The sequence below is a fragment of the Candidatus Arsenophonus nilaparvatae genome (assembly GCF_045346035.1).
Classification (GTDB): Bacteria; Pseudomonadota; Gammaproteobacteria; order Enterobacterales; family Enterobacteriaceae; genus Arsenophonus; species Arsenophonus nilaparvatae.
The window spans coordinates 992,019-1,012,346 of the sequence record NZ_CP158507.1; the positions used below are offsets into that span (position 1 = coordinate 992,019).

At 36.7% G+C, this 20,328-nt stretch carries 24 protein-coding genes and 4 pseudogenes; 7 read left to right on the plus strand and 21 right to left on the minus strand.

The window, feature by feature from the left end; translation table 11 throughout:
* Positions 1 to 892 precede the first annotated feature (892 nt).
* Positions 893 to 1,633, plus strand: a complete 741-nt coding sequence (locus tag WH390_RS04795) for an SDR family oxidoreductase (protein WP_032115300.1) — start codon at positions 893 to 895, stop codon at positions 1,631 to 1,633.
* A 68-nt stretch (positions 1,634 to 1,701) separates the two neighbouring features.
* On the opposite strand, the gene WH390_RS04800 is transcribed toward WH390_RS04795, so the two are convergent.
* From WH390_RS04800 to WH390_RS04865, 14 genes and pseudogenes are all read right to left on the minus strand, one after another.
* Complete coding sequence (locus WH390_RS04800) at positions 1,702 to 2,454, minus strand: YdiY family protein (protein WP_032115301.1); 753 nt, start codon at positions 2,452 to 2,454, stop codon at positions 1,702 to 1,704.
* A gap of 407 nt (positions 2,455 to 2,861) precedes the next feature.
* Complete coding sequence (locus tag WH390_RS04805; protein WP_081932880.1) at positions 2,862 to 3,500, minus strand: HrpE/YscL family type III secretion apparatus protein; 639 nt, start codon at positions 3,498 to 3,500, stop codon at positions 2,862 to 2,864.
* Positions 3,446 to 4,063 (minus strand): SctK family type III secretion system sorting platform protein, encoded by a 618-nt coding sequence (locus tag WH390_RS04810; RefSeq protein WP_032115303.1) that lies wholly within the window; start codon positions 4,061 to 4,063, stop codon positions 3,446 to 3,448. Before WH390_RS04810 ends, WH390_RS04805 begins: the two co-directional genes overlap by 55 nt.
* Before the next feature lie 6 nt (positions 4,064 to 4,069).
* Positions 4,070 to 4,792 (minus strand): type III secretion system inner membrane ring lipoprotein SctJ, encoded by a 723-nt coding sequence (gene sctJ, locus WH390_RS04815; protein ID WP_052044865.1) that lies wholly within the window; start codon positions 4,790 to 4,792, stop codon positions 4,070 to 4,072.
* Between the two features lie 4 nt (positions 4,793 to 4,796).
* On the minus strand, positions 4,797 to 5,132 hold the full coding sequence (gene sctI, locus WH390_RS04820) for a type III secretion system inner rod subunit SctI (RefSeq protein WP_032115304.1): 336 nt from the start codon (positions 5,130 to 5,132) through the stop codon (positions 4,797 to 4,799).
* Positions 5,132 to 5,314, minus strand: a complete 183-nt coding sequence (locus WH390_RS04825) for a hypothetical protein (RefSeq protein WP_032115305.1) — start codon at positions 5,312 to 5,314, stop codon at positions 5,132 to 5,134. The genes sctI and WH390_RS04825 overlap by 1 nt, the downstream gene beginning before the upstream one ends.
* A 1-nt stretch (position 5,315) precedes the next feature.
* Positions 5,316 to 5,654, minus strand: a pseudogene (locus WH390_RS04830) (YscG family type III secretion protein); the annotation flags it as partial.
* Positions 5,655 to 6,158: 504 nt separating this feature from the next.
* Positions 6,159 to 6,712 (minus strand): annotated as a pseudogene (locus tag WH390_RS04835) (EscU/YscU/HrcU family type III secretion system export apparatus switch protein).
* Positions 6,694 to 6,834 carry an EscU/YscU/HrcU family type III secretion system export apparatus switch protein gene (locus WH390_RS04840; protein WP_406850696.1) on the minus strand — a complete coding sequence of 47 codons (141 nt, stop codon included), beginning with the start codon at positions 6,832 to 6,834 and terminating at the stop codon, positions 6,694 to 6,696. The pseudogene WH390_RS04835 and the gene WH390_RS04840 overlap by 19 nt, the downstream one beginning before the upstream one ends.
* Positions 6,809 to 7,213 (minus strand): EscU/YscU/HrcU family type III secretion system export apparatus switch protein, encoded by a 405-nt coding sequence (locus WH390_RS04845; protein WP_238565681.1) that lies wholly within the window; start codon positions 7,211 to 7,213, stop codon positions 6,809 to 6,811. Before WH390_RS04845 ends, WH390_RS04840 begins: the two co-directional genes overlap by 26 nt.
* A gap of 3 nt (positions 7,214 to 7,216) precedes the next feature.
* Positions 7,217 to 7,723, minus strand: a complete 507-nt coding sequence (gene sctT, locus WH390_RS04850; protein ID WP_052044866.1) for a type III secretion system export apparatus subunit SctT — start codon at positions 7,721 to 7,723, stop codon at positions 7,217 to 7,219.
* Positions 7,720 to 7,998, minus strand: coding sequence for a hypothetical protein (locus tag WH390_RS04855; protein ID WP_052044867.1), 279 nt, complete (start codon positions 7,996 to 7,998; stop codon positions 7,720 to 7,722). The genes sctT and WH390_RS04855 overlap by 4 nt, the downstream gene beginning before the upstream one ends.
* Positions 7,998 to 8,195 (minus strand): annotated as a pseudogene (sctS, locus tag WH390_RS04860) (type III secretion system export apparatus subunit SctS); the annotation flags it as partial. The pseudogene sctS and the gene WH390_RS04855, both read right to left, overlap by 1 nt.
* Before the next feature lie 270 nt (positions 8,196 to 8,465).
* Positions 8,466 to 9,476, minus strand: coding sequence for an IS110 family transposase (locus WH390_RS04865; protein ID WP_032115308.1), 1,011 nt, complete (start codon positions 9,474 to 9,476; stop codon positions 8,466 to 8,468).
* A gap of 202 nt (positions 9,477 to 9,678) precedes the next feature.
* On the opposite strand from WH390_RS04865, the pseudogene WH390_RS04870 reads away from it, so the two are divergent.
* The 6 genes and pseudogenes from WH390_RS04870 to WH390_RS04895 form a co-directional block, all read left to right on the plus strand.
* Positions 9,679 to 10,002: pseudogene (locus WH390_RS04870) on the plus strand (flagellar basal body L-ring protein FlgH); the annotation flags it as partial.
* Between the two features lie 61 nt (positions 10,003 to 10,063).
* Complete coding sequence (locus WH390_RS04875) at positions 10,064 to 11,137, plus strand: flagellar basal body P-ring protein FlgI (protein WP_032115398.1); 1,074 nt, start codon at positions 10,064 to 10,066, stop codon at positions 11,135 to 11,137.
* On the plus strand, positions 11,137 to 12,060 hold the full coding sequence (flgJ, locus tag WH390_RS04880; protein WP_032115309.1) for a flagellar assembly peptidoglycan hydrolase FlgJ: 924 nt from the start codon (positions 11,137 to 11,139) through the stop codon (positions 12,058 to 12,060). Before WH390_RS04875 ends, flgJ begins: the two co-directional genes overlap by 1 nt.
* Positions 12,061 to 12,166: 106 nt before the next feature.
* Positions 12,167 to 13,813 carry a flagellar hook-associated protein FlgK gene (gene flgK / locus WH390_RS04885; RefSeq protein WP_032115310.1) on the plus strand — a complete coding sequence of 549 codons (1,647 nt, stop codon included), beginning with the start codon at positions 12,167 to 12,169 and terminating at the stop codon, positions 13,811 to 13,813.
* Between the two features lie 35 nt (positions 13,814 to 13,848).
* Positions 13,849 to 14,787, plus strand: coding sequence for a flagellar hook-associated protein FlgL (flgL, locus tag WH390_RS04890; RefSeq protein ID WP_032115311.1), 939 nt, complete (start codon positions 13,849 to 13,851; stop codon positions 14,785 to 14,787).
* Positions 14,788 to 15,239: 452 nt separating this feature from the next.
* Complete coding sequence (locus tag WH390_RS04895) at positions 15,240 to 16,010, plus strand: transporter substrate-binding domain-containing protein (protein WP_052044868.1); 771 nt, start codon at positions 15,240 to 15,242, stop codon at positions 16,008 to 16,010.
* Between the two features lie 144 nt (positions 16,011 to 16,154).
* Here WH390_RS04895 and fliR read toward each other — a convergent pair whose 3' ends face one another.
* From fliR to fliL, 7 genes are read right to left on the minus strand one after another with little or no spacing between them, the layout of a single operon-like run.
* Entirely contained in the window at positions 16,155 to 16,937 is a 783-nt protein-coding gene (fliR, locus tag WH390_RS04900; protein ID WP_032115313.1) for a flagellar biosynthetic protein FliR, read from the minus strand.
* 2 nt (positions 16,938 to 16,939) lie between these two features.
* A complete protein-coding gene (gene fliQ, locus WH390_RS04905) occupies positions 16,940 to 17,209 on the minus strand; it encodes a flagellar biosynthesis protein FliQ (protein ID WP_032115314.1) in 270 nt (89 codons plus the stop codon).
* An 8-nt stretch (positions 17,210 to 17,217) separates the two neighbouring features.
* Positions 17,218 to 17,955, minus strand: a complete 738-nt coding sequence (gene fliP / locus WH390_RS04910; RefSeq protein WP_406850697.1) for a flagellar type III secretion system pore protein FliP — start codon at positions 17,953 to 17,955, stop codon at positions 17,218 to 17,220.
* The gene (gene fliO, locus WH390_RS04915; protein WP_052044869.1) at positions 17,948 to 18,394 is read right to left on the minus strand and encodes a flagellar biosynthetic protein FliO; all 447 of its coding nucleotides are present in this window, start codon (positions 18,392 to 18,394) and stop codon (positions 17,948 to 17,950) included. Before fliO ends, fliP begins: the two co-directional genes overlap by 8 nt.
* A 3-nt stretch (positions 18,395 to 18,397) precedes the next feature.
* Positions 18,398 to 18,817, minus strand: coding sequence for a flagellar motor switch protein FliN (gene fliN, locus WH390_RS04920; protein WP_032115316.1), 420 nt, complete (start codon positions 18,815 to 18,817; stop codon positions 18,398 to 18,400).
* Complete coding sequence (gene fliM / locus WH390_RS04925; protein ID WP_032115317.1) at positions 18,810 to 19,838, minus strand: flagellar motor switch protein FliM; 1,029 nt, start codon at positions 19,836 to 19,838, stop codon at positions 18,810 to 18,812. The genes fliN and fliM overlap by 8 nt, the downstream gene beginning before the upstream one ends.
* 5 nt (positions 19,839 to 19,843) lie before the next feature.
* A complete protein-coding gene (gene fliL / locus WH390_RS04930; RefSeq protein WP_032115318.1) occupies positions 19,844 to 20,326 on the minus strand; it encodes a flagellar basal body-associated protein FliL in 483 nt (160 codons plus the stop codon).
* Between the last annotated feature and the right edge of the window lie 2 nt (positions 20,327 to 20,328).

Below are 20,328 nucleotides of genomic sequence, written 5' to 3' on the forward strand. Positions count from 1 at the left end.
AGTAATAATATTGTGATGATTTTTTTATTTACGAAGTTTAAGCCAGGTAATACGGTGTTTGATAAAAAATCATGCACGGACAAAACGAAAGATATTTTGTTTAGTCACAGTATCATCGCTTATACAGTAGGGGTAGTGATAAGGATCACAAAATAAAAAATAGTTGCGCAATGGGTAAAGTATTTATTAACACCTTTAGTGGGAGGAAAATAAAATAATTATTTACAATATTATTAAAATACAATATTTGTTATTTTATTGTTCATAATTAATAGCATTATAGATTCAATTAAGTTGTTTATAAGATTATTATTGTGTTTAACAAAATAACTTATCTTAATATTAAAAATTTATCTGTTATTGCTGTGAAAATAATGTCAACTTTTTTAATTAATTGTTTTTATATAATTAAAAATAATAAGAATAAATAGATAATAAGGTTTTTGTCTTTATAAAAAATAAAATATTAATCTTATTTTATGCATTCGATAGAATACTTTTTTAGGCTAAAAATAGCTCAAATGGTTGCAATAATGAGTTAGTGTTTTTATTCTCTTTATCAAAGATCCTTGGCCTATTATTGACTATAGTTAAAATTATCTATTGTTCATTAGTGGCTATCTTTTATCTAGCTAGTAAGATTAGCTTTGATGACAAAATTTTCTTCGCTGTGAGTAGAGGGAAAAATGGTTATTGAACAGTAAACAGCTTAACTCATTCAGGACATTGATTATTTTTATCTGCGCTATTTATCTCAGTTGGAAAAGCGACCTGAAGATATCGAAAGGTTAGATGGCTTGCAGTAAGATTCTTTCAGCAGGTCAAATTAAAAAAGGTCAATTGCTTAGACAAATATGCTGATGAATAGTATATAACCAAAAGGATAATGATTATGGCACTAGGAATTGCAAATAAAGTTATTGTCGTTGTCGGTGCAAGTAGTGGATTAGGTGAAGAACTAGCTCGTCATTTAGTTAAAGATGGTGCCAAACTGGTTTTGGGGGCGCGTCGTATTGATAGATTGCAATCATTAGCCGAAGAATTAAATCTTGATAAAGAAGCCGTTGTCGCCACCGATGTCACAAAACCTGAGCAGCTACAGGCATTAGTTGACAGAGCAATTGCATTGTATAACCGAATTGATGTGATAGTTAATAATGCCGGTATTATGCCGCAATCACTGTTAGAAGATTGTCATATTGATGAATGGAATGAGATGATCGACATTAACTTAAAGGGCGTGCTTTATGGGATAGCAGCAGCGCTTCCCTATATGAAAAAACAGATGAGTGGCCATATTATTAATACATCGTCAGTTGCAGGACATAAAGTAAAGCCAGGCAGTGCAGTTTATTCAGCGACCAAAACGGCAGTACGAGTGATCTCGGAAGGTTTGCGGCAAGAAATGATACCTTATCATATTAGAACAACAGTGATTTCGCCAGGGGCAATCACTAGTGAGTTGCTTGATAGTATTAGTGATCCAGATATCGCTGCCAGAATGCGATCTTTTTATAACGATTATGCCATTCCGGCAGATTCCTATGCTCGAGCGGTAATTTTTGCTATAAAACAACCAGAAAATGTTGATATTAATGAAATTCTGTTTCGTCCAACCCGGCAAGAGTTTTAATAATATTTTCAATAGACCTAATTAGATAGGTCTATTGATTTTAGTAATTAATAATAATAATCGATTTATCAGAAAGCATAACCTAATTGGATGGATGTTTTGGTGCTGATCCGTTTTGGTGCCGAGAGCGGAGGATTATCATTCCAGTTAACGTTGTAGATCAAATTGAGTGACAGCCGTTCACTCATGGCAACTTGTAAGGCAGTTTCTGAGATAGCGGAAGAGTCATTGCTGAGTCGGGTAAAAAATGATATACCTTGCTTAAATGACGTATTATCAGTAATTTTCCATTCATAGTTTGCACCAATGTAGCCTAATCCTGTTATTTCATGGCCACCACTGGTAAAATGTTCATATCTGACACTTGGGCCAGCTTCAACTTTTAGTGAATGAATGGGGCCATCAAATATTTGTCGGCCATAGCCCACGGCAAATACGTCTTTAGAATCAAAGCCATTATATCTATCAGTTAACCAGCTAGCTTGACCGAATAGATAATCATATTTAGTTAAATTGTATCGAGTCCTGGCACCTAACTGATAGGTTTCCGATGATCTTTTATCATTGGATGAGTTGTTGGTAGCATTTCCCCAAAAGCTATAAGCTAAGTTTGAAGAATAGAGTGTTAGTGCTGATTTTGCTGTTAAGTTTGAACTCTTTGAGTTTCCTGTTTGTACTTGATAACCACCTGAGATTGACATTTCAATATCTTTTTTTGCCGTTGCAGGGTCATCCATTACGGTAAATAGGCTATCATTAGCTATCGCAAGAGGACTAATAAAAAATGTCATCCATAAAACTTTTTTATCAAAGGTGATCATGCGTGCTCCTATTATTACTTGCATGTTATCTAAATTAAACGAATAATGTAGTTTAATAATCCTCCAATATAGATAAAATTGTGCTTTTATGCCAGCAATGTTTGATTATTGTCATTTTATTAAATTAACTGGCTAAATACTGAAATATATTTTAATCAGTATTTTATTGATCAATTTGAAGCCTAAATGGTAATTTAATCTATTAAAATCTATAATAAAAAATTAATTCACTATTTAGTGATCGATTTATTTCAATTATTTAAAAAATCAAAAAAATAGGAATTTTCTTATAAAAGGTTCACTATAAATCTGAAAGCTAGTTATCACTGCCGGGTGAGGAAAATGAATTAGGGCAGGAAAATACTATTATTTAATTTTTTATCTACTGCTATTAATTAAAACAATGTTTATTTTCCTAGTAAGGCTTGCTTTATTGCATTTAATTGACTCTCAATAGTGGCATTTAACATACCGACTTCAGTTTCTAAAATACAATCTTTCTCTTCTAATCTCGGATCTTCAACAATATCAATATACTCAATTTCTGGTTGTATTTTATGTAGTTCGGTTAATTTACTTTGCAAAAAATTAACTTGCTTAGGTGAAATGCGTAAGATAACTTTTTTATGTTGATGAACAAGCGCAAGATTTTGGCTGATATTTTTATATAAAAGTTCATTAGGTTCATAATTAGCAATAATTTTTCGCATCGCTTCTATAGTAATATTAACTAATTGGTTTTCGACTTGTTGATAAAAAATTTGGCAATTTATTAAAGTTTGATGAATAATCTCTGCTTGTTGTTGGGCTGATTGTGCCAAACCTTCTTGCCAACCGGCGGTATAACGCTCTTGATAAATACTATCTGCATCATTTTCAATTTTTCTGGCATGCTGTTTGGCAATATTGATAAATTCTTGGCCATTAAGATAGGATTGATAATCGGCTTTTTTTAAAATTTTTATTTCATCGTTAATGATGATCTGATCATCTATTTGAGTAAATGGTAACATTGTAAATTTACTTCTTTGGTTATCTTTTGACATAATATCTCTGCAACGGGTTTATACTTATCGGCTATGATAATATTTTTTTCTATCTTTTTTTTCGGTAAGCGTAATTTTAAGCGTTTAATTAAATCGACATTATTCTGGTTGATAGTCTCTAACCAGAAATTAAGTCCGGTTTGGCAAAAATAATTTATATGCATTTCAAGTGGTAATTTTTGTTGCCAGCCTTCCGGCCAATTACCAATAATAAAATTTGCGTTGGCTAAACAAAAGCGATATTTTTCTTTACCAATCTCATTAATAATAAAGCCTATTTGCTTACTATTAATGCAATGAGAAAGTGATTTGATGTGTAACATTATGCCTAATAAAGCTAAAATTTGATTAAATTCATATTGAGGGAAAAGGGCAATATTTTCATTTTTCTCAATTTTTATCATATTGTTATTTAATTTATAATGTTTAAAAATAATTTTATTTATATTTTTTGAGTGGCGCCAATTAGGTAAATTTTGTAGTGTTTTTTGCCATAGATTAGGTAAATTTTCAATATTAATATAAAGTGCCGGGCAATATTGTAATTGGAAAAGTGTCAGCATATTTTATTACGATTTTCTTTTATTAAGGAAATATTGCAGTAGATTAGTACTAATAAGTAAAAAAATAAGTAAAGATATAAGAATAATAAATTTATTATAAGTATGTTCATTAATATCGATACCTAAAAAATGTTTTTCTTGACTATATGTATTGCTAGGTAATATTTCCGAGCCAGGTATTAATGCTACGCTAATTCTATCAAAATCTAATCCAGCAATGCTGTTGTGAATTAATCGCTTTATTTGTGGAGTATAGTTATCTAGTTGGACATTAGGCGCATATTTTATAAAGACAGATGCGGAAGAGAAGCTATTTTTATCATTATTATTAGGCATAACCACATGCACCCGAGCATTAAGGACGCCATCTATTTGTGATATTGTTTTTGCCAGCGCTTGTTCTTTAACAAAGTTAAGCCGCGCTTGCTCTTCAACAGGAGAAGAAATCAAACTATCTTTTGGAAAAACGTCTTTTAACGAAGAGAAAACTTCTCTTGGGTAACCATGTTGTTTTAATATCTCAGTTGCCTGTGCGATGTCTGATTCATCAATCAGCAATTTGACGGTATTTTCTTTGTCGACTTCTTTGTGGATGGAAACTCCTTCATTTCTGAGTAATGCATACATCTCATTAGCCTCTTTTTGCGACAGGCCAGTATAGAGATCAGTTTTACAGCCAGTTAGCAGTATGGATAATAACAACGGTAAGGTAATCAGCACTATTTTCATCTGGTTATTGTGCCTTTAATAAGGTTTCCATACTTTGGGTAACTTTACCGGCAGTTTTAGCAATTAATTCTTCCTGTAAGGTAATTCTCATCAACGACCACTGTACTTGCATTAATTTTTGCGGTGATAACTCTTCACTATTCATATTTTGCTGGAATTCAGTTTTTGCCCGGCTCATATTTTGGCGTACTGATTCTATTTGTTCAAAGAAATTGATTTCATTATTTGCTGATCTTGCAGTTATGGCAAATTGATTATTGATTGGATTAACATTTTCTATCGATTGATTAATTTCATCTAAATTAAATTTTATGTTGTTATTAACCTGTTTAATATCCATTATTCATCCTTATCAATTTGATGCGTATATTGACTTAAATTTTTGATTAATCCATCAAGTAATATTTGCTGTTGGTTAAGCGCAATATTATCTGTAGTGACAACAATATTATTGTGCTGATCGTCAGTTAATTGCACTATCGTTTTGAAATCATGTGGATAATAATCATAGTTAATTTTCATATTAATTGCTCTGATAATTTTCTATTAATGATAAAGCAAAATTAATTAAATCAGCATGTTGATTTTTATTTATATTAAGTTTAGCCAAAAAGTTATTTTTTAATTTTGTTAAGCCTAGCTGATGGGCAGATAAAATAAAAAAAGGCATTAAATTTAGATAGTCATATTGTTGCGCCAACTCCAAAATAGTTTGATACTGCTCCTGACGCAGCAAAATAAGGATTTTTATCAGTAATGCTGATTCAAGATATTTTTTATCTAATTGCGTTAGCCAGCAAGAAATATCATTAGCTTCCGTTAAATACGCTTTTTCTACGGCGGTAATTGCCAGCTCAATTAATAATTTTTCTAATTGTCAGAATATATTTCAAAATATTAAAAAATATGTCCTTATTCATTTAATTGATAGATGCTATGTTATCATTCGTTTTTTCCGCTTTTATTGATCGTTAATTACCATATTAGGGTTAATAAAAACACTATCATTGTTTGTTTTTTGTTAATTAATGTATTTTTTTATTAAATTTTAGATTTATTTTAACATATAAAATTAGACTTAAATTGTATTTTTCGGTTGAAAATTTTTTAAAAAAAGTTTTTAACCGCGATAATGGGGTGTTTTTTAGTTAATACTTGCTCAATAGTTAAATTTTTTTAATCATTTAGCTGGTTTATCCAGTTTTTGATTAATAAAATAAGCTATAGTAATGTGAGAAAATATATTTAATCGGTAAAAAATTAGATTTAAATTTTGTTTTTACTCATATTAGGTGTTAACATTATAATGATAAAAAAAATAACGATAAGGATTTTTAATGGGTAAATAATCACTCACTTGATGATACTAATGATATTCATCTGTTTGCTTGATTTCGATTAGCCAATGTAGCACCTCAGCCATCGTCTCAATGGTATTTTCTGGAATATATTGATTAATAATCCCTTCGGCATATAAGCTACGGGCTAAAGGAATTCGTTGAATAATAGGGATATTTTCTTGTTTGGCAATTTTTTTTACCAACTGCGCTAAAGCATCTGTTTGTTTTAAGGTGACGATAGGTAAAGGGGTTTGATTTTTAACATAGCGTATACCAATCGCGATATGCGTTGGGTTAGTGATAATTACTGAGGATTGTTTAACTTGTTTACGATATTGTTAACTAGCAGCTCTTTATGTAATTGTTTTCTTCTACCTTTAATTTCCGGATTACCATCCATTTCCTTATGTTCTTTTTTTATTTCCTCTTTACTCATTTTTAACTGTTTAATATAAAAATAGTGTTCAAGACAAAAATCTAATAACGAAATGATAATTAATCCTAATACGCAAATAACAGTTAGTTGGGTAAGTAATTGTCCAATAAATACTGGAATGCATTTTAATCCGCATATTGGCAGATGGAAAAAAAATTAATATTACCTTTAATAACAAACCAAACAATAAAACCAATAAAAATAACTTTTATTAATGATTTAAAAAATTCAAGTAAATTTTTAAGTGAAAATATTTTTTTTTGCACCGGCGATCGGATTAATATGTTTAATATCGGGTTTTAAAGATGAAGGGCTAAGTAAAAAACCAAACTGAGCAACATGAGATAATACGATAATAATTATTGTTACGATTATAATTGGTAATAAAATATTAATTGTAATATGCCAAATATGTGGCAAAATTTTGGCTTTCCCTGTTTGGAAATCTAGCAAGCTACTGTCTTGAAGATAAGCAAAGAGCAATAAAAAATGTTCAATAAAGAAAGTGGATAAGCTTAATAGTAGCGATAATAGGATCACAATAATGCTACTGGAAACAATCTCTTTGCTTTTAAGTATTTGGCCTTTTTGGCGTGCATCTTTGCTTTTTTTTGCGGTTGGTGCTTCGGTTTTTTCGCCACTCATTGTTTAGCTCAATATTTGAATCAGTTTTTTATAACTTTTATTTATTTGGCTTTGTATTATTTCTGCATGCGAAATTAATATACTAAAATAAGTGACTAATAATAAACTGGAAATAGCACCTTTTAAGGGCATAGATAAGATAAATACATTTAATGAAGGAGCAAAACGGCTAATTAATGCTAATCCCCATTCAACAATAAACATCGCAATAACTAAAGGTGCCGCTAATATCAGAAAATTATCTAACATCAATTTAAATAGCTGAATGAAAAATGCTAATAATTGCTCATTAAAGCCAGGTAAAAATTGATCGATAGGCCAAAGAGAAAAACTGTAATAAAGGGTTTGTATCAGTAATAGGAAATTGCCGCTAATCAAGAATAGCGTTGTAAAAGCTTGACTAAAAAATAATCCCATTGGTGAGGTTTGTTCATCAAACAGCGGGTTAACAATAGAAGCCATTGTAGTACCACGTTGGTTATCGATCATAAAACCGATAGATTGCATCATCCAGAAAGGTATTGCAGCGATAAAGCCGAAAAAAAAACCAGTAATGTTTCTTTAATAATGAGTAAAATATATTCATTGCCACTGATATTGATGATTAATTGTGGATCAATGGTAGGGATTAAAAAAAATATTAAAGAAAATATGATGCCATTTCTTAGTAATGTTCCGCCTAATAATTTTTTACTCAAAATAGGTAGTGTAGTGAAACATCCCAATAACCGGGGGATAAACAGTGAATAAGCTAATAAATATTGTTGTAACTCTTGAAAAGGCATTATAAGTTTACAATCCTTTGAAAGATCAGATCAGTAAAACGATAGATTTCATGTCCCAACCAATCGGCAATCACCAGTAAAGTGACAATGACACTAATTAATTTAAATAAAAATCCTAATGTTTGTTCCTGGATCTGGGTTAAAGCTTGAATTAATGAAACTAGGGTGCCGACAATAGCAGCAACCACAATAGGCGGCATGGAAGCTACCGTGTAAAGTCAAGAAAAAACTCGCTTTAATTTCAGGAATACAGCCTCCTAAGCACTGTCAGCAAGCTGCCAGTACTAAGTCCCCGATACATCGCGGCTAGGCCGCGCTAACGGGGTTAAAAGGGCTTATATCAACACCATCATAGCTATAAGCACACATGGCTATTCAGGGCGGATGGGGTATACGGCTCTCTGACAGTCCTTCACCGGCTTACGCCGGGTGTCGTCGGTTTAACTATAGAGCCATATAAAACAACATCATGCCGCCTTACATGCGCTACGCCCATCGGAAGACTGATATTCAGCATCAAACGCTTTCTGCGTATGCAAAACGCCATAACACCAGTGAACAAGTTTCCTCATCAAAGCACCAATGGCGCACATTTTAGCCTTGCCACGCTGGCACAACCTCTCATACATCAGCTTCATCACAGGGTTAAATTTCAGACCGCACAGTGACGCCAGATAAAGCTTTGCCCTGATTTCAGGGGGTCCTATTTTAGACAGTCTCGGCTTACCTCTGACTGAGGAACCGGAGATCTTTTCAATAGGCACCACGCCCAGAAAAGCAGCTGCCTGCTTTGCAGTGTCGAAATGATGACTGCGCAATATAACCAGCATATTCAGACCTAACTGAATACCGACGGATTTTATCGACGTCAGCAAGTCAAAATCCTTTTTTAATTCAGGATGCTGGTCAAGGTGAGCTAGGATAAGAGCATCCAGATGCTCAATCTCCGTGCTTAAGTTACGAAGTGCATTCTCGATGGATTCAGTCACAGCAGGAGGGGTGTCCGTTGCCCGACATTTTTCCAACCTGTTTTTTTCACGGGTTCTGTCGGTGATAATCGCATCTCGTCGGCGAAGAAGTGCACTGAGATAACGGACATTTTCAGGCGGGGGAACCCATCGTTCAGGCACTTTAAGTGCACCGTAACAGGCGAGCATATAAGCATCAACACTGTCATTTTTTGACAAAATGTCCATGCCTCGTGCGAACTCTCTTGCTCGATGGGGATTGGCAAGCGATATCCTTACTCCGGACTTGTGAAGGCCATAAGCCAGTAATTCGTGATAAACCCCGGTGGCTTCCATGATGATATGGATATCAGTCGGCTCAACGTGTTGCTTGCGAAGCCAAGTTATTACAGCGCTGGCGGCGTTGAAATCGTTTTTAAGCTTACGTGTTTTTACTCTGCCTTTTACACCTTCTCGCAATAGGCACAGATCAAGAGTTTTCTTACTGACATCAATACCTAACTGAAACATAAATGCTTTCTCCTTTCACTGAACCATCACGCCTATTAGCCTTGTACATGCAGAGTCATTGCTCTTGGCAACCGTTCAATGTTAATGCTGGCGTGAAAGGTGAAGTGGAGGGCTATAGCTTCCATAGAAGGTCATAACCTTAGGCGAAAATCTGGCTCACTCCACTTCATGTGATAGTAGCTAACCACCACATGCCTATTACATACAAGGCGAAAATGAGTTTGGCGGCAAAGGTGGCGCCAATGCCAATAATACCTTCAAAGGAACCATAACCGTGACCGTCACTAAATTATTGGCTAACGGTAATTTGCAGGTTGTCGGTGAAAAACAGATCGCTATTAATCAAGGCACAGAATATATCCGTTTCTCGGGCGTGGTCAATCCAAGAACCATTAGTGGTAGCAATAGCGTCAATTCAACCCAGGTTGCTGATGCTCGTATTGAATATGTCGGTGATGGTTATATTAACGAAGCGCAAAATATGGGCTGGTTACAGCGGATATTGTTAAATATTTCGCCATTCTAAACAGAGGGAGCTTATGGTTGATTCATTATTATCTAAGTTACTATTTTGGTTACCATTGCCAATGTTATTGTTATGTTCGAGCATGGTATCAGCAGAACGTATTCGTGATCTAACCAGTATTGAAGGCGTGCGGGAAAATGCGTTGATCGGCTACGGTTTAGTAGTCGGACTGGATGGAACGGGGGATCAAACTATGCAAACCCCGTTTACTACCCAAAGTATGAATAATATGCTGTCTCAATTGGGGATCACGGTGCCAGCGGGTACCAACATGCAGTTGAAAAATGTGGCGGCGGTGATGATCACCGCCAAATTACCGCCTTTTGGCCGTGCTGGACAAACCATTGATGTGGTGGTTTCTTCATTGGGTAATGCTAAGAGTTTGCGCGGCGGTACTCTTTTGATGACCCCGTTAAAAGGCGCTGATAATCAGGTGTATGCCGTTGCCCAAGGTAACATCATTGTGGGTGGCGCCGGCGCCAGTGCCGGGGGCAGTAGTGTCAAGGTTAACCAATTAGCGGGTGGCCGCATTAGTGGGGGAGCGGTAATCAAACGTGAACTGGCCAGCCAATTTGGTAAAACCAACATCCTTAATTTACAGTTGAATGAAGAAAATTTTTCGCTGGCGCAGACGATTTCTGATGCAGTTAATCGTATCAAAGGTTTTGGTACTGCAACGCCATTGGATGCCCGGACAGTTCAACTCAGATTACCAGCTATACAGAGTGAACAAGTACGTTTTTTAGCGCAAATTCAGAATTTATCTATAAAATCAGTACCGATTGATGCCAAAATTATTTTAAATGCGCGTACCGGTTCGGTGGTGATGAATCGTAGTGTGATGTTAGATAATTGTGCCATTTCTCAAGGTGGGCTTTCGATTACGGTGGATAGACAAATTAACGTCAGTCAGCCTGACACCCCTTTTGCCGGTGGTAAGACGGTAGTAACCCGTAACACCGATATCGCCCTGAATGAAAAAAATGATGGGCTACATAAAGTGAATGCCAGTGCCAATTTAAATGAAGTGATCCGCGCGTTAAATGTGCTAGGTGCTACACCAATGGATCTCATGTCAATTTTACAGGCGATGGAAAGTGCGGGATGTTTGCGCGCTAAGTTGGAGATCATTTAATGCAAGATCTTGCAACACTGACAGGAGCAGCCTACGACGCCAGATCATTGAATGCCTTGAAGAATCAAGTTAGCCAGCAGCCTCAACAGGGGCTGCGTCAGGTCGCTGAGCAATTAGAAAGTGTTTTTGTCCAGATGATGCTAAAAAGCATGCGGGCGGCTTTACCACAAGAAGGTTTGTTCAGTAACCAACAAAGTCATCTTTATACCTCCCTTTATGATCAGCAATTAGCCCAAGATCTGTCGCACAAAAGCTTAGGTTTTGCTGATATTATGGTTGAACAGTTAACTCGTCAGCATAGTGAACCGCAAGATGTTCAGTCTGCGCCGTCACTTAACCACCATCTACCGGAACAGATAGTTAGTACATTTCGCCGTTTTTTACCGGAAGAAGCAGCGGGAGCCCTAAAATATCTATCAGAAAACAGTGCCGATTTCCTGGCTAAGTTGTTTATACCAGCCAGAATAGCCAGTGAAAATAGTGGTATTCCGCATTTACTGATTATTGCCCAAGCGGCCTTAGAATCCGGCTGGGGACAACGTCAAATTATGACCGCTGAAGGAACCCCTAGTCATAATTTATTTGCTATTAAAGCCGGTAAAAATTGGCGTGGTAAGGTGACCAATATCGTCACTACCGAATATATTGATGGCCAGGCAGTCAAAATACGCGATGATTTTCGGGTCTATCCCTCTTATTTTGAGGCGGTTACCGATTATGTTAATTTGCTGACGCAAAACCAACGTTACGCTAAAGTCGTGGTTGCCAATACACCAGAACAGGCGGCAATTGCGTTACAAGCAGCGGGTTATGCTACCGATCCGAGCTATGCGCAAAAACTGATCCAACTTATTCAACAGTTGAAAACTACCACTCAACAAGCAAAGCAACTCTATCAGCATGATTTAAGCGATCTTTTTTGATGCTCACTACTTAAGTTTCGTCTTTCGAAGCCGATATTTTATTGGGTAAAACCATTATCTCACTGTCGGTTAGCTGGCAGTATTAGAATTTGTTAGGAGACTGACTATGTCTGGCAGTTTAATGAATACCGCAATGAGCGGCTTAAAAACAGCGCAAACTGCGTTGGCAACAATTAGTAGTAACATAGCCAATGCTAAAGTAGAGGGTTATCACCGTCAAACCATTACCTTAGCAACGGATGGCAGCAGTACAAACAATGTGAATGGAGTAAAAGTGGCTGGTATTCAACGTGAATACGATGAATTTATCAATACCAACTATAACAAGTCATTAACAAAGCAGTCTGAGTTAAAAGTTTATGCTGACTATGCATTGCAATTGGATAAATTAATGTCGGCTTCTGATACCGATTTAGCTTCATCGGTGACTGAATTCTTTAGTAGTTTGCAAATGTTGTCAACGGATGCTGCTTCTGAGCCGTTGAGAAATGTCGTGGTTAACAAATCTCAAGCTTTAGTTAATCGGTTTAAATCGGTTGAACAGCAATTTAATGCCATGGAACGGCAGTTAAATGGCAATATTGGCATGATAGCGGATAAAGTTTCACAGTTGGCGCAACAAGTGGCCAATTTGAATGGTGAGATCACAAAAGTCAAAGGCCTGCAGGGCAATGTACCGAATGAGATATTAGATAGGCGTGATCAGCTGGCACGCGAACTGTCAGCAGTGGTTGGCATTAATGTTGTTGCCCATGGTGAGACTATCAATATTAACCTTACCAATGGCTTATCACTGGTCAACGGCAACAAAGCGAATAAGATCTTCGCGCAGCCATCAGCCGCTGATCCTAACCATATCACACTAGGTTATGATGATGGCATGACCATCCGCCGTGAAATTGATTATGCTTCTGTCACTGGCGGTCAATTAGCCGGTGCATTAGCCGTGCGTGATGAGGTACTGCAACCTAACCGACAAAAAATTAACCATCTGGGTTTGGTGTTGGCTGAAAGTGTCAATCAGGTTCAGCAGGGCGGTTATGATTTACAGGGTAATGCTGGTCAAGCACTGTTTAAGACTGGCCAACCGACTATTGTGGCCAATCAACAAAATCAGGGTAGCAGTGATTTTTCTGCTCAATTTACCAATACCACTCAAGTTAAAGGTATTGACTATGCCATGACCTTTGATGGTAACAATTGGCAGGTCACTGAACTGGCAACAAAGCAGCCGGTAACTGTCACTGTTACACCCGCATCTAGTACTAACGGCACAAAATTGACCTTTGCTGGTATGGAAATTGAGGTTGCTACGACTTCAACACCACAAGCCGGTGACCAGTTTATTATCAAGCCGGTTGAGGGGGTTATTGATGGATTATCGGTTGTAATGACCAATCCGACAGGTATTGCAGCTGCTGGTCAGGCGGGAACAGGGCAGGCAGATAATAGCAATATTAAGGAAATATTAGCACTACAAGATAAAAAGTTGATTGATGGCAGGTCAACTTACAGCAAAGCTTATACTTCTGTCGTTAGTGATATAGCGGCTAAAGCAAATCAGGCCAAAGTAGACGTAAAAGCCCAATCAGTGATAACCGATAGTTATTACCAGAAGCAGCAGTCAATTGCCGGTGTCAATCTGGATGAAGAATATTTGGAAATGACCCGCATGCAAGAATTTTATATGTCAAACGCCAAAGTTGTTCAAGTGGCAAATAGTTTGTTTGAGACTTTAATGCGCATTTTCTGATGTTGATAATGTAATTAATTTAAAAGGAAAAAGTGATGGTAACACGTTTAAGTAATCAATTGATGCATTATCAAAAGATGAGTAGTATGATGCGCTCCCAGTCAGAATTAGCAGATAAATATCAGCGTATAACCACCAAAGAACGGCTGTTACAATCAGCCGATGATCCGGCAGCAGCGGCAGAAAACCTACAGATTAAGCAGACACAAGTCCGTTTAGCTCAATATCAAAGAGTGAATAATATTGCTCAACATCAGATGCAATCACAATTGCAAGTTGTAGACAAAATGGAGGATGTGACTCGTAACATCAAGGAAACCTTGGTGGCAGTTTCTAATCAGTCGATTCTGAATGATAAAGAACGCCTGGCTTATGCCACTAAAATTGAAGATTTAAAATCTCAATTGTTTGTTTTAGCCAATAATAAAGATGGTTCGGGCAATTATATGTTTGCTGGTTATAAAACCGATACTGCACCGTTAGAGATGAATAACAGTGGTACGGTTAGTTATCAAGGTGGCGCCGATGCAGTTAAGCAACATATTGATGCTGATCGTGAAGTAACGGTGTACTTTACTGCCGAACAAGTTTTGCTGCCGGCAACTGGGTCAAATATTTTTCAATCTTTAGATTCGGTAATTACTACTTTAAAAGCACCTTATCAATCAGCCACTCCTCAGGAGCAAGCTGTTATGGCCGCTGCGATAAATACGGCTACTGGAGGTTTACAAGATACCACCAAAGCCCTCTCTACTATTACTAGCCAGCTTGGTTTACAACTAAAAGAGGTTGAAAATTTAAGTAGTCGTCATGAAGAGACTTCAGTATTATTAAAAGAGCGGCAAAGCCAATTAATGGATACCAATTTGCTGGAAGAAATAACTGAATTTAAGCAGTTAGAAGAAGTGATGCAGGCTTCTTATAGCATATATGGTCAAATGAAAGATTTATCGCTATTTAAAATTTTGCGTTGAGTGATTTTGTTAATACTTTTTTAGATTATAAAGTAAACAACAAAAAATCAGCCGATAATTAAATAAAATTTTACCAGGAGCCATTTTCTCCTGGTTTTTTATTTTTTTTTCATCTACGCTATTTTTATTTCTATCTTACTTATTTTAATTAATAGCTGGAAAATTATTTTTATTATTCAATAATAGTTAATTCTTTATATTAAATATTAAGCCAATATTATTGTAGGATAATAGAATTCGATGGATAGCTATTAAATTAACTATCAAGTTACTATATATAATATAACGTCAAAAATTATAACGTAATATCAAAAAATAACAGTTTCATAGTGTTGAAAAAATAGTAATATTGAATAAATTTTACTATTTTTCATTTTCATAATTGAGGGTAATTTTGTTTAGCTCGATTTTTCTGCGATAAACAATTTCCTGAGATAAAGGAAGGAACAAGCATGATGAAGAAATTGACAGTAGTCAGCCTGGTTTTCTTGAGCGCAGCAGCACAGGCGCAGTCTCATCTTGACCGAGTGATGAAAACGAAAACATTAACGGTTTGCGCAACGGGTGATTATAGGCCTTATACTTATTTACTGCAGGATGGTAAATATGAAGGGATTGATGTGGCCCTGATGGAAAATCTGGCCACCAGTCTGGGAGCGACAGTTAAATGGCAAAAAACCACCTGGAAAACTTTAATGGAAGATTTTCGCAGTAAACAGTGTGATATTGCGGTTGGTGGTATTTCTGTCACCTTAAAGCGCCAACAGACGGCTTGGTTATCTGCCCCAATCGCGGTTGATGGTAAAATCCCATTAGTACGGTGTGATGATAAAGCAAAATACCAAACTATTGAGCAACTCAATAAACCAACAGTTCGTTTGATTGCCCCGTTTGGTGGTACTAACGAAGCTTTTGTGCACCGTTATTTACCGAAAGCACAGTTACAGCTGACTCATGATAATGCAGCAATATTCCAGCAAATTATTGATAAAAAATTTGATGTTATGGTTACCGATGCATCAGAAGCGCTTTATCAACAAAAGCAGTATCCAAAATTGTGCGCGCTTAATCCGAAAAGACCTCTGCAATACATTGAGAAAGCTTATATGCTGCCACGTGACGATATGAGTTGGAAACTATATGTAGATCAATGGTTACATCTAAATAAAAAGACCGGTGTGTATCAGGATATTGTTGCTGAGTGGATAGCGATACCTAAATAAACTCTATTGCTTATCGGGCAAAGTGGCTTTATTAATTTAAAAATAAGCTAAATTTATACCGGTTATGGCATAGAATTAAACGGATTTAGCGATCTAGTATTAAATAAAGAATTAACGTTATCGGAGAAAGCGATTTTAAAACTATTATTTCCCAGCTAATGTAAGCAATATCAGTGTTAATTGACCGAGAATATCATTAAATATTTTCTCGGCATATTTGGTCACTATGGTTGTTAACAGCGGTAATAGATAAATACCAATTAAAAGTGTCAGAGGGAAACCGACAACAAAAATAGAAAGCTGGGGGGTCATTCGATTTAAAATCGCCAAACTGATATTAATAATTAATAATAAGGTTAAAATAGGTAAAGCCAATAATAAGCCATAATAAAAAATAATTCCGGCTGATTGGGCAACTAATATAAAACTGTTGCTATTTAATGATGATAGCAGCGGAATAGTTTGAAAACTATCTGCTAACAGTGACAACAGCCAAAGATGAATATCGAAAGAGAGAAACAAGAGTAGTAATAATAGATTCACAAAACGCGCTATAATTGGCATATTGGGGCCGGCTGAGGGATCAACAAATAATGCAAACGAGAGCCCCATTTGCATGCCTAATATTTCCCCTGCATAACGAACGATGGCAAAGGCAATTTGCATCGTCAGTCCCATTAATAAACCGATTAAAACTTGTAGTATTAATATCCAACAACCCATGGCAGAAAAGAGCGGAATTTGCGGTAAAGGCAATGACGTTGAGATTAAAATCGTGATCATCAAGGCGAGGGCAATTTTGCTTTTTTTAGGAATTTGTTTTTCAGCAAAAAAAGGTGCAATACTAAATAGGGCTAATATTCGCACAAATGGCCAAAATAGTTGGTTAACATAAGTATAAAAAAAATCGGTGGTAAAAGTGATCATCATTAACCAATAAATTGCGGCAGTTGAGTGATTAACTGACGGGTATACTCGATAAATAGTTCTAACATCCATGGGCCGGCTACTATCGCGGTAACAAAAACAGCAATAATTTTAGGAATGAAAGACAGGGTCATCTCATTAATTTGGGTGGCTGCTTGCAATAAACTAATAATTAAACCACTGATCAACGCCGCCAGCAACAGTGGTGCTGCTAATGCAATAGCAACTTTCATCCCATCAATACCAAGCTCCATCACTGTTTCCGGTGTCATTTTTACTCCTAATTAAAAAAGCTTTGCGCTAATGAGCCTAAAATTAATTGCCAGCCATCAACCAAAACAAACAACATTAATTTGAATGGCATCGCAACAGTGGCAGGCGGAACCATCATCATACCCAACGCCATTAATACGCTGGCAACCACCAGATCGATAATCAGGAAAGGAATAAATATCATAAAACCGATTTGAAAAGCTGTTTTTAGTTCGCTGGTAATAAATGCCGGCACTAAAATACGCAGCGGAACATCAGCTTGTGTTTGATACTCTTTATCATTGGCTAAGCGGGAAAATAGTGCTAAATCAGGTTGTCGGGTTTGTTGTAACATAAATTGACGTAAGGGTTTAGCGCCTTCAGATAAAGCCACTTCAATGGTAATTTTCTCTTCACTAAAGGGTAAATAAGCATTTTGATAAATTTTATCAAATACGGGTGACATGACAAAAAAAGTCATAAATAGCGCCAGGCCTAATAAAATTTGATTAGGTGGTGCGGTCGGGGTGCCTAATGCATTACGTAATAAGCCGAGGACGATGATGATGCGAGTAAAACTAGTGGTCATCAGCAGCAGCGCAGGAATAAAACCGAGCGCGGTGATAAAAATAAGCGTCTGCACTGGCAATGACCAGCTCTGGCCGCCATTGGCTAATGGCTGGCTAACGATGGTGGGTATAGCAGAGTAGGTATCGAATGGCAGCCAAAGTAGCGTGCCTAATAATAAAAATAGCCGTTTACGCATCACTGTTTCTACTTTTTACTAAGCATGTTTTTATTAATTGGCCAAAAGAAGGTGGAGCAGATTTTTCCTCAGCTTGTTCGCTTAGTTCTGTTTTGGCCGGCATTTTATGTAGCAAGCTAATGTTTTCTTCGGTAACACCGAGCACCAGCGCTTGTTGATCAACTTCAATAATAGTAATTTTGGTTTTACTACCTAATGAATAGTTATCTATTACCTTGATGGCGTTTGTGCCAGTGGGTAGATAACGCTTAGGTAAAAAACGGCGCACTAGCCATAACGTAATCAATAAACAGCCAATAATTAGTAATAAGGAACTGCTCATTTCAGTTAACATGCTACTGCCTGAAAGCATTGGACTATTGGGCGTAGCGCCCCCTTTTAATAAAGGGGCCACGCTATCAGCCGCGCCAGATATGAAAAAAGACGAATAGGCTGGCATAATTTATCGACTCAACCTACGCATGCGTTCTGATGGAGTAATAATATCAGTAATACGAATACCATATTTTTCTGAGACCACTACCACTTCACCTTGTGCGATCAAATAGCCATTGATCAGAATATCTAACGCTTCACCAGCCAAACCATCGAGTGAAACAACCGAACCTTGCGTCAGGGTTAATAGTTTTTTGATAGTCATTTTGGTACGTCCTAACTCAACAGTGAGTTTTACCGGGATATCCATAATCATGTTGATATCTGAAAATTGATTTTCAAGATTTTGCATTTCCAAATTATCAAAGATAGCCGGCCCACTATCGCTTGGTTTCGGCGGTTTAGATTGCTGAGCAATGGTTTCTATCCAGATATCTTCAGCAGAAGTGTTAGCTTGATTTTCAGTAAAATCGTTGGTGTCACTCATGGTTTTGCTCCTCTTCCTGAGCGTTTAAAACTGGATTAATAAGATGTTCGACACGAAGAGCATATTGCCCATTCAATGTTCCATATTTACTGGTTAGCACGGGCACACCATCGACATGGACCATAAGACGTTCAGGTTTTTCAATAGGGATCACATCCCCTTCTTGCAGTTTGAGGATATTAGACAGCCGCGTTGGATGTTCAACTAAATTAGCAATTAACTCTAATTCAGAATATTTAACCTGTTTAACCCAACCGTTCATCCAGACGCCGCCATCTTGTTTCATCTTTTCAACTGGCGGGTTGGTTAATTGTTCATAAAGAGGTTCGATCATAGAAAAAGGAATGCAAATATTAAATTCACCGATCATATTGTTAATCTCCATTAAAAATGGAGTAGTAATGACGATATCATTAGGTGAAGAGGTAATATTAGTAAATTTTGCCTGTGATTCAGAACGAATATAGATTGCCTGGATTTTGTGAACAATTTGCCATGCATCACTATAGGCATCGAGTGCTAACTCTACCATTTTATCAATAATGCGCTGTTCAGTATGGGTAAATTCCCGCTCATCAATAGCGGTGGTAAATCGGCCATCTCCACCAAACAGATTATCAACCGCAATAGAAACTAAATTAGTTTCAAAAGTGAAAAGGGCGGTTCCGTTCAGTGGCTTCAGTTGGATCAGGTTAAAGTTACTCATCGCAGGCAGATTGTCGGCAAAATCACAGAAAGGCTCAATTTTTATTGAACCGACTGTAATATCCGGGCTATACCGCATAAGATTAAATAATTTCATCCGAAATTGGCGGGCAAAATGCTCGTTGATCATTTCCAGCGATTGCAGCCGCTCGCGAACAGTACGTCTTTGGGTATTCGGATTGTAAGGTTGGATATCCATTTTAGCTTTAGATGTTTTTTTAGATGTTTTTTTCGCTTTACTGACAATAGGATTACCAGCTGGAGCATCATTTAACAGGGCATCACCCTCTGTTTGTGAAAGAAAATTCTCGCTCATGGGATTTATCGTAAAATAAATGTTGTGAATAATACATCGGTAATAATTTGCTCAGACTCTTCTAATTCAGATTCAAAAGTCGGTCTTAATGCCTGTTTAATTTCAGACATCAGGTGGATCTTGCCGGCTTCTGTGACTAACTCAGTGGCTTTTTGGCGGGATAACAACAGTAATATTCGACTGCGTACTTCAGGCATAAAATCATGTAGGCGCTTACGTGTCTCTTCATCGGTAAGGCGTAAAGTAATTTCCACATACAACACGCGATCGCGTTTATCATTATCAATCAGATTAACCGTAAACGCCCCTAGGGACATAAATACCGGGATCACCAGGGTTCTTTTTTCTGGTTGATATTCATCCTGTTTTTTTATTTGGTATAGCCACCAACAGTAGCCAGCAATAAAACAACTTAATATTAAGAGTAACGCGATAATGGTTAGCATGATCCGACTTATGCGTTTTCCTTGACGTTGAGACCTGGACATAG

Excerpts from the sequence above, each read along its gene's own strand:
- WH390_RS04795 (WP_032115300.1), top strand. The coding sequence starts at position 893 with ATGGCACTAGGAATTGCAAATAAAGTTATTGTCGTTGTCGGTGCAAGT.
- WH390_RS04800 (WP_032115301.1), bottom strand. The coding sequence starts at position 2,454 with ATGATCACCTTTGATAAAAAAGTTTTATGGATGACATTTTTTATTAGT.
- WH390_RS04805 (WP_081932880.1), bottom strand. The coding sequence starts at position 3,500 with ATGTCAAAAGATAACCAAAGAAGTAAATTTACAATGTTACCATTTACT.
- WH390_RS04810 (WP_032115303.1), bottom strand. The coding sequence starts at position 4,063 with ATGCTGACACTTTTCCAATTACAATATTGCCCGGCACTTTATATTAAT.
- sctJ (WP_052044865.1), bottom strand. The coding sequence starts at position 4,792 with ATGAAAATAGTGCTGATTACCTTACCGTTGTTATTATCCATACTGCTA.
- sctI (WP_032115304.1), bottom strand. The coding sequence starts at position 5,132 with ATGGATATTAAACAGGTTAATAACAACATAAAATTTAATTTAGATGAA.
- WH390_RS04825 (WP_032115305.1), bottom strand. The coding sequence starts at position 5,314 with ATGAAAATTAACTATGATTATTATCCACATGATTTCAAAACGATAGTG.
- WH390_RS04845 (WP_238565681.1), bottom strand. The coding sequence starts at position 7,213 with ATGAGTGGCGAAAAAACCGAAGCACCAACCGCAAAAAAAAGCAAAGAT.
- sctT (WP_052044866.1), bottom strand. The coding sequence starts at position 7,723 with ATGATGCAATCTATCGGTTTTATGATCGATAACCAACGTGGTACTACA.
- WH390_RS04855 (WP_052044867.1), bottom strand. The coding sequence starts at position 7,998 with ATGCCTTTTCAAGAGTTACAACAATATTTATTAGCTTATTCACTGTTT.
- WH390_RS04865 (WP_032115308.1), bottom strand. The coding sequence starts at position 9,476 with ATGTTTCAGTTAGGTATTGATGTCAGTAAGAAAACTCTTGATCTGTGC.
- WH390_RS04875 (WP_032115398.1), top strand. The coding sequence starts at position 10,064 with ATGTTATTGTTATGTTCGAGCATGGTATCAGCAGAACGTATTCGTGAT.
- flgJ (WP_032115309.1), top strand. The coding sequence starts at position 11,137 with ATGCAAGATCTTGCAACACTGACAGGAGCAGCCTACGACGCCAGATCA.
- flgK (WP_032115310.1), top strand. The coding sequence starts at position 12,167 with ATGTCTGGCAGTTTAATGAATACCGCAATGAGCGGCTTAAAAACAGCG.
- flgL (WP_032115311.1), top strand. The coding sequence starts at position 13,849 with ATGGTAACACGTTTAAGTAATCAATTGATGCATTATCAAAAGATGAGT.
- WH390_RS04895 (WP_052044868.1), top strand. The coding sequence starts at position 15,240 with ATGATGAAGAAATTGACAGTAGTCAGCCTGGTTTTCTTGAGCGCAGCA.
- fliR (WP_032115313.1), bottom strand. The coding sequence starts at position 16,937 with ATGATCACTTTTACCACCGATTTTTTTTATACTTATGTTAACCAACTA.
- fliQ (WP_032115314.1), bottom strand. The coding sequence starts at position 17,209 with ATGACACCGGAAACAGTGATGGAGCTTGGTATTGATGGGATGAAAGTT.
- fliP (WP_406850697.1), bottom strand. The coding sequence starts at position 17,955 with ATGCGTAAACGGCTATTTTTATTATTAGGCACGCTACTTTGGCTGCCA.
- fliO (WP_052044869.1), bottom strand. The coding sequence starts at position 18,394 with ATGCCAGCCTATTCGTCTTTTTTCATATCTGGCGCGGCTGATAGCGTG.
- fliN (WP_032115316.1), bottom strand. The coding sequence starts at position 18,817 with ATGAGTGACACCAACGATTTTACTGAAAATCAAGCTAACACTTCTGCT.
- fliM (WP_032115317.1), bottom strand. The coding sequence starts at position 19,838 with ATGAGCGAGAATTTTCTTTCACAAACAGAGGGTGATGCCCTGTTAAAT.
- fliL (WP_032115318.1), bottom strand. The coding sequence starts at position 20,326 with ATGTCCAGGTCTCAACGTCAAGGAAAACGCATAAGTCGGATCATGCTA.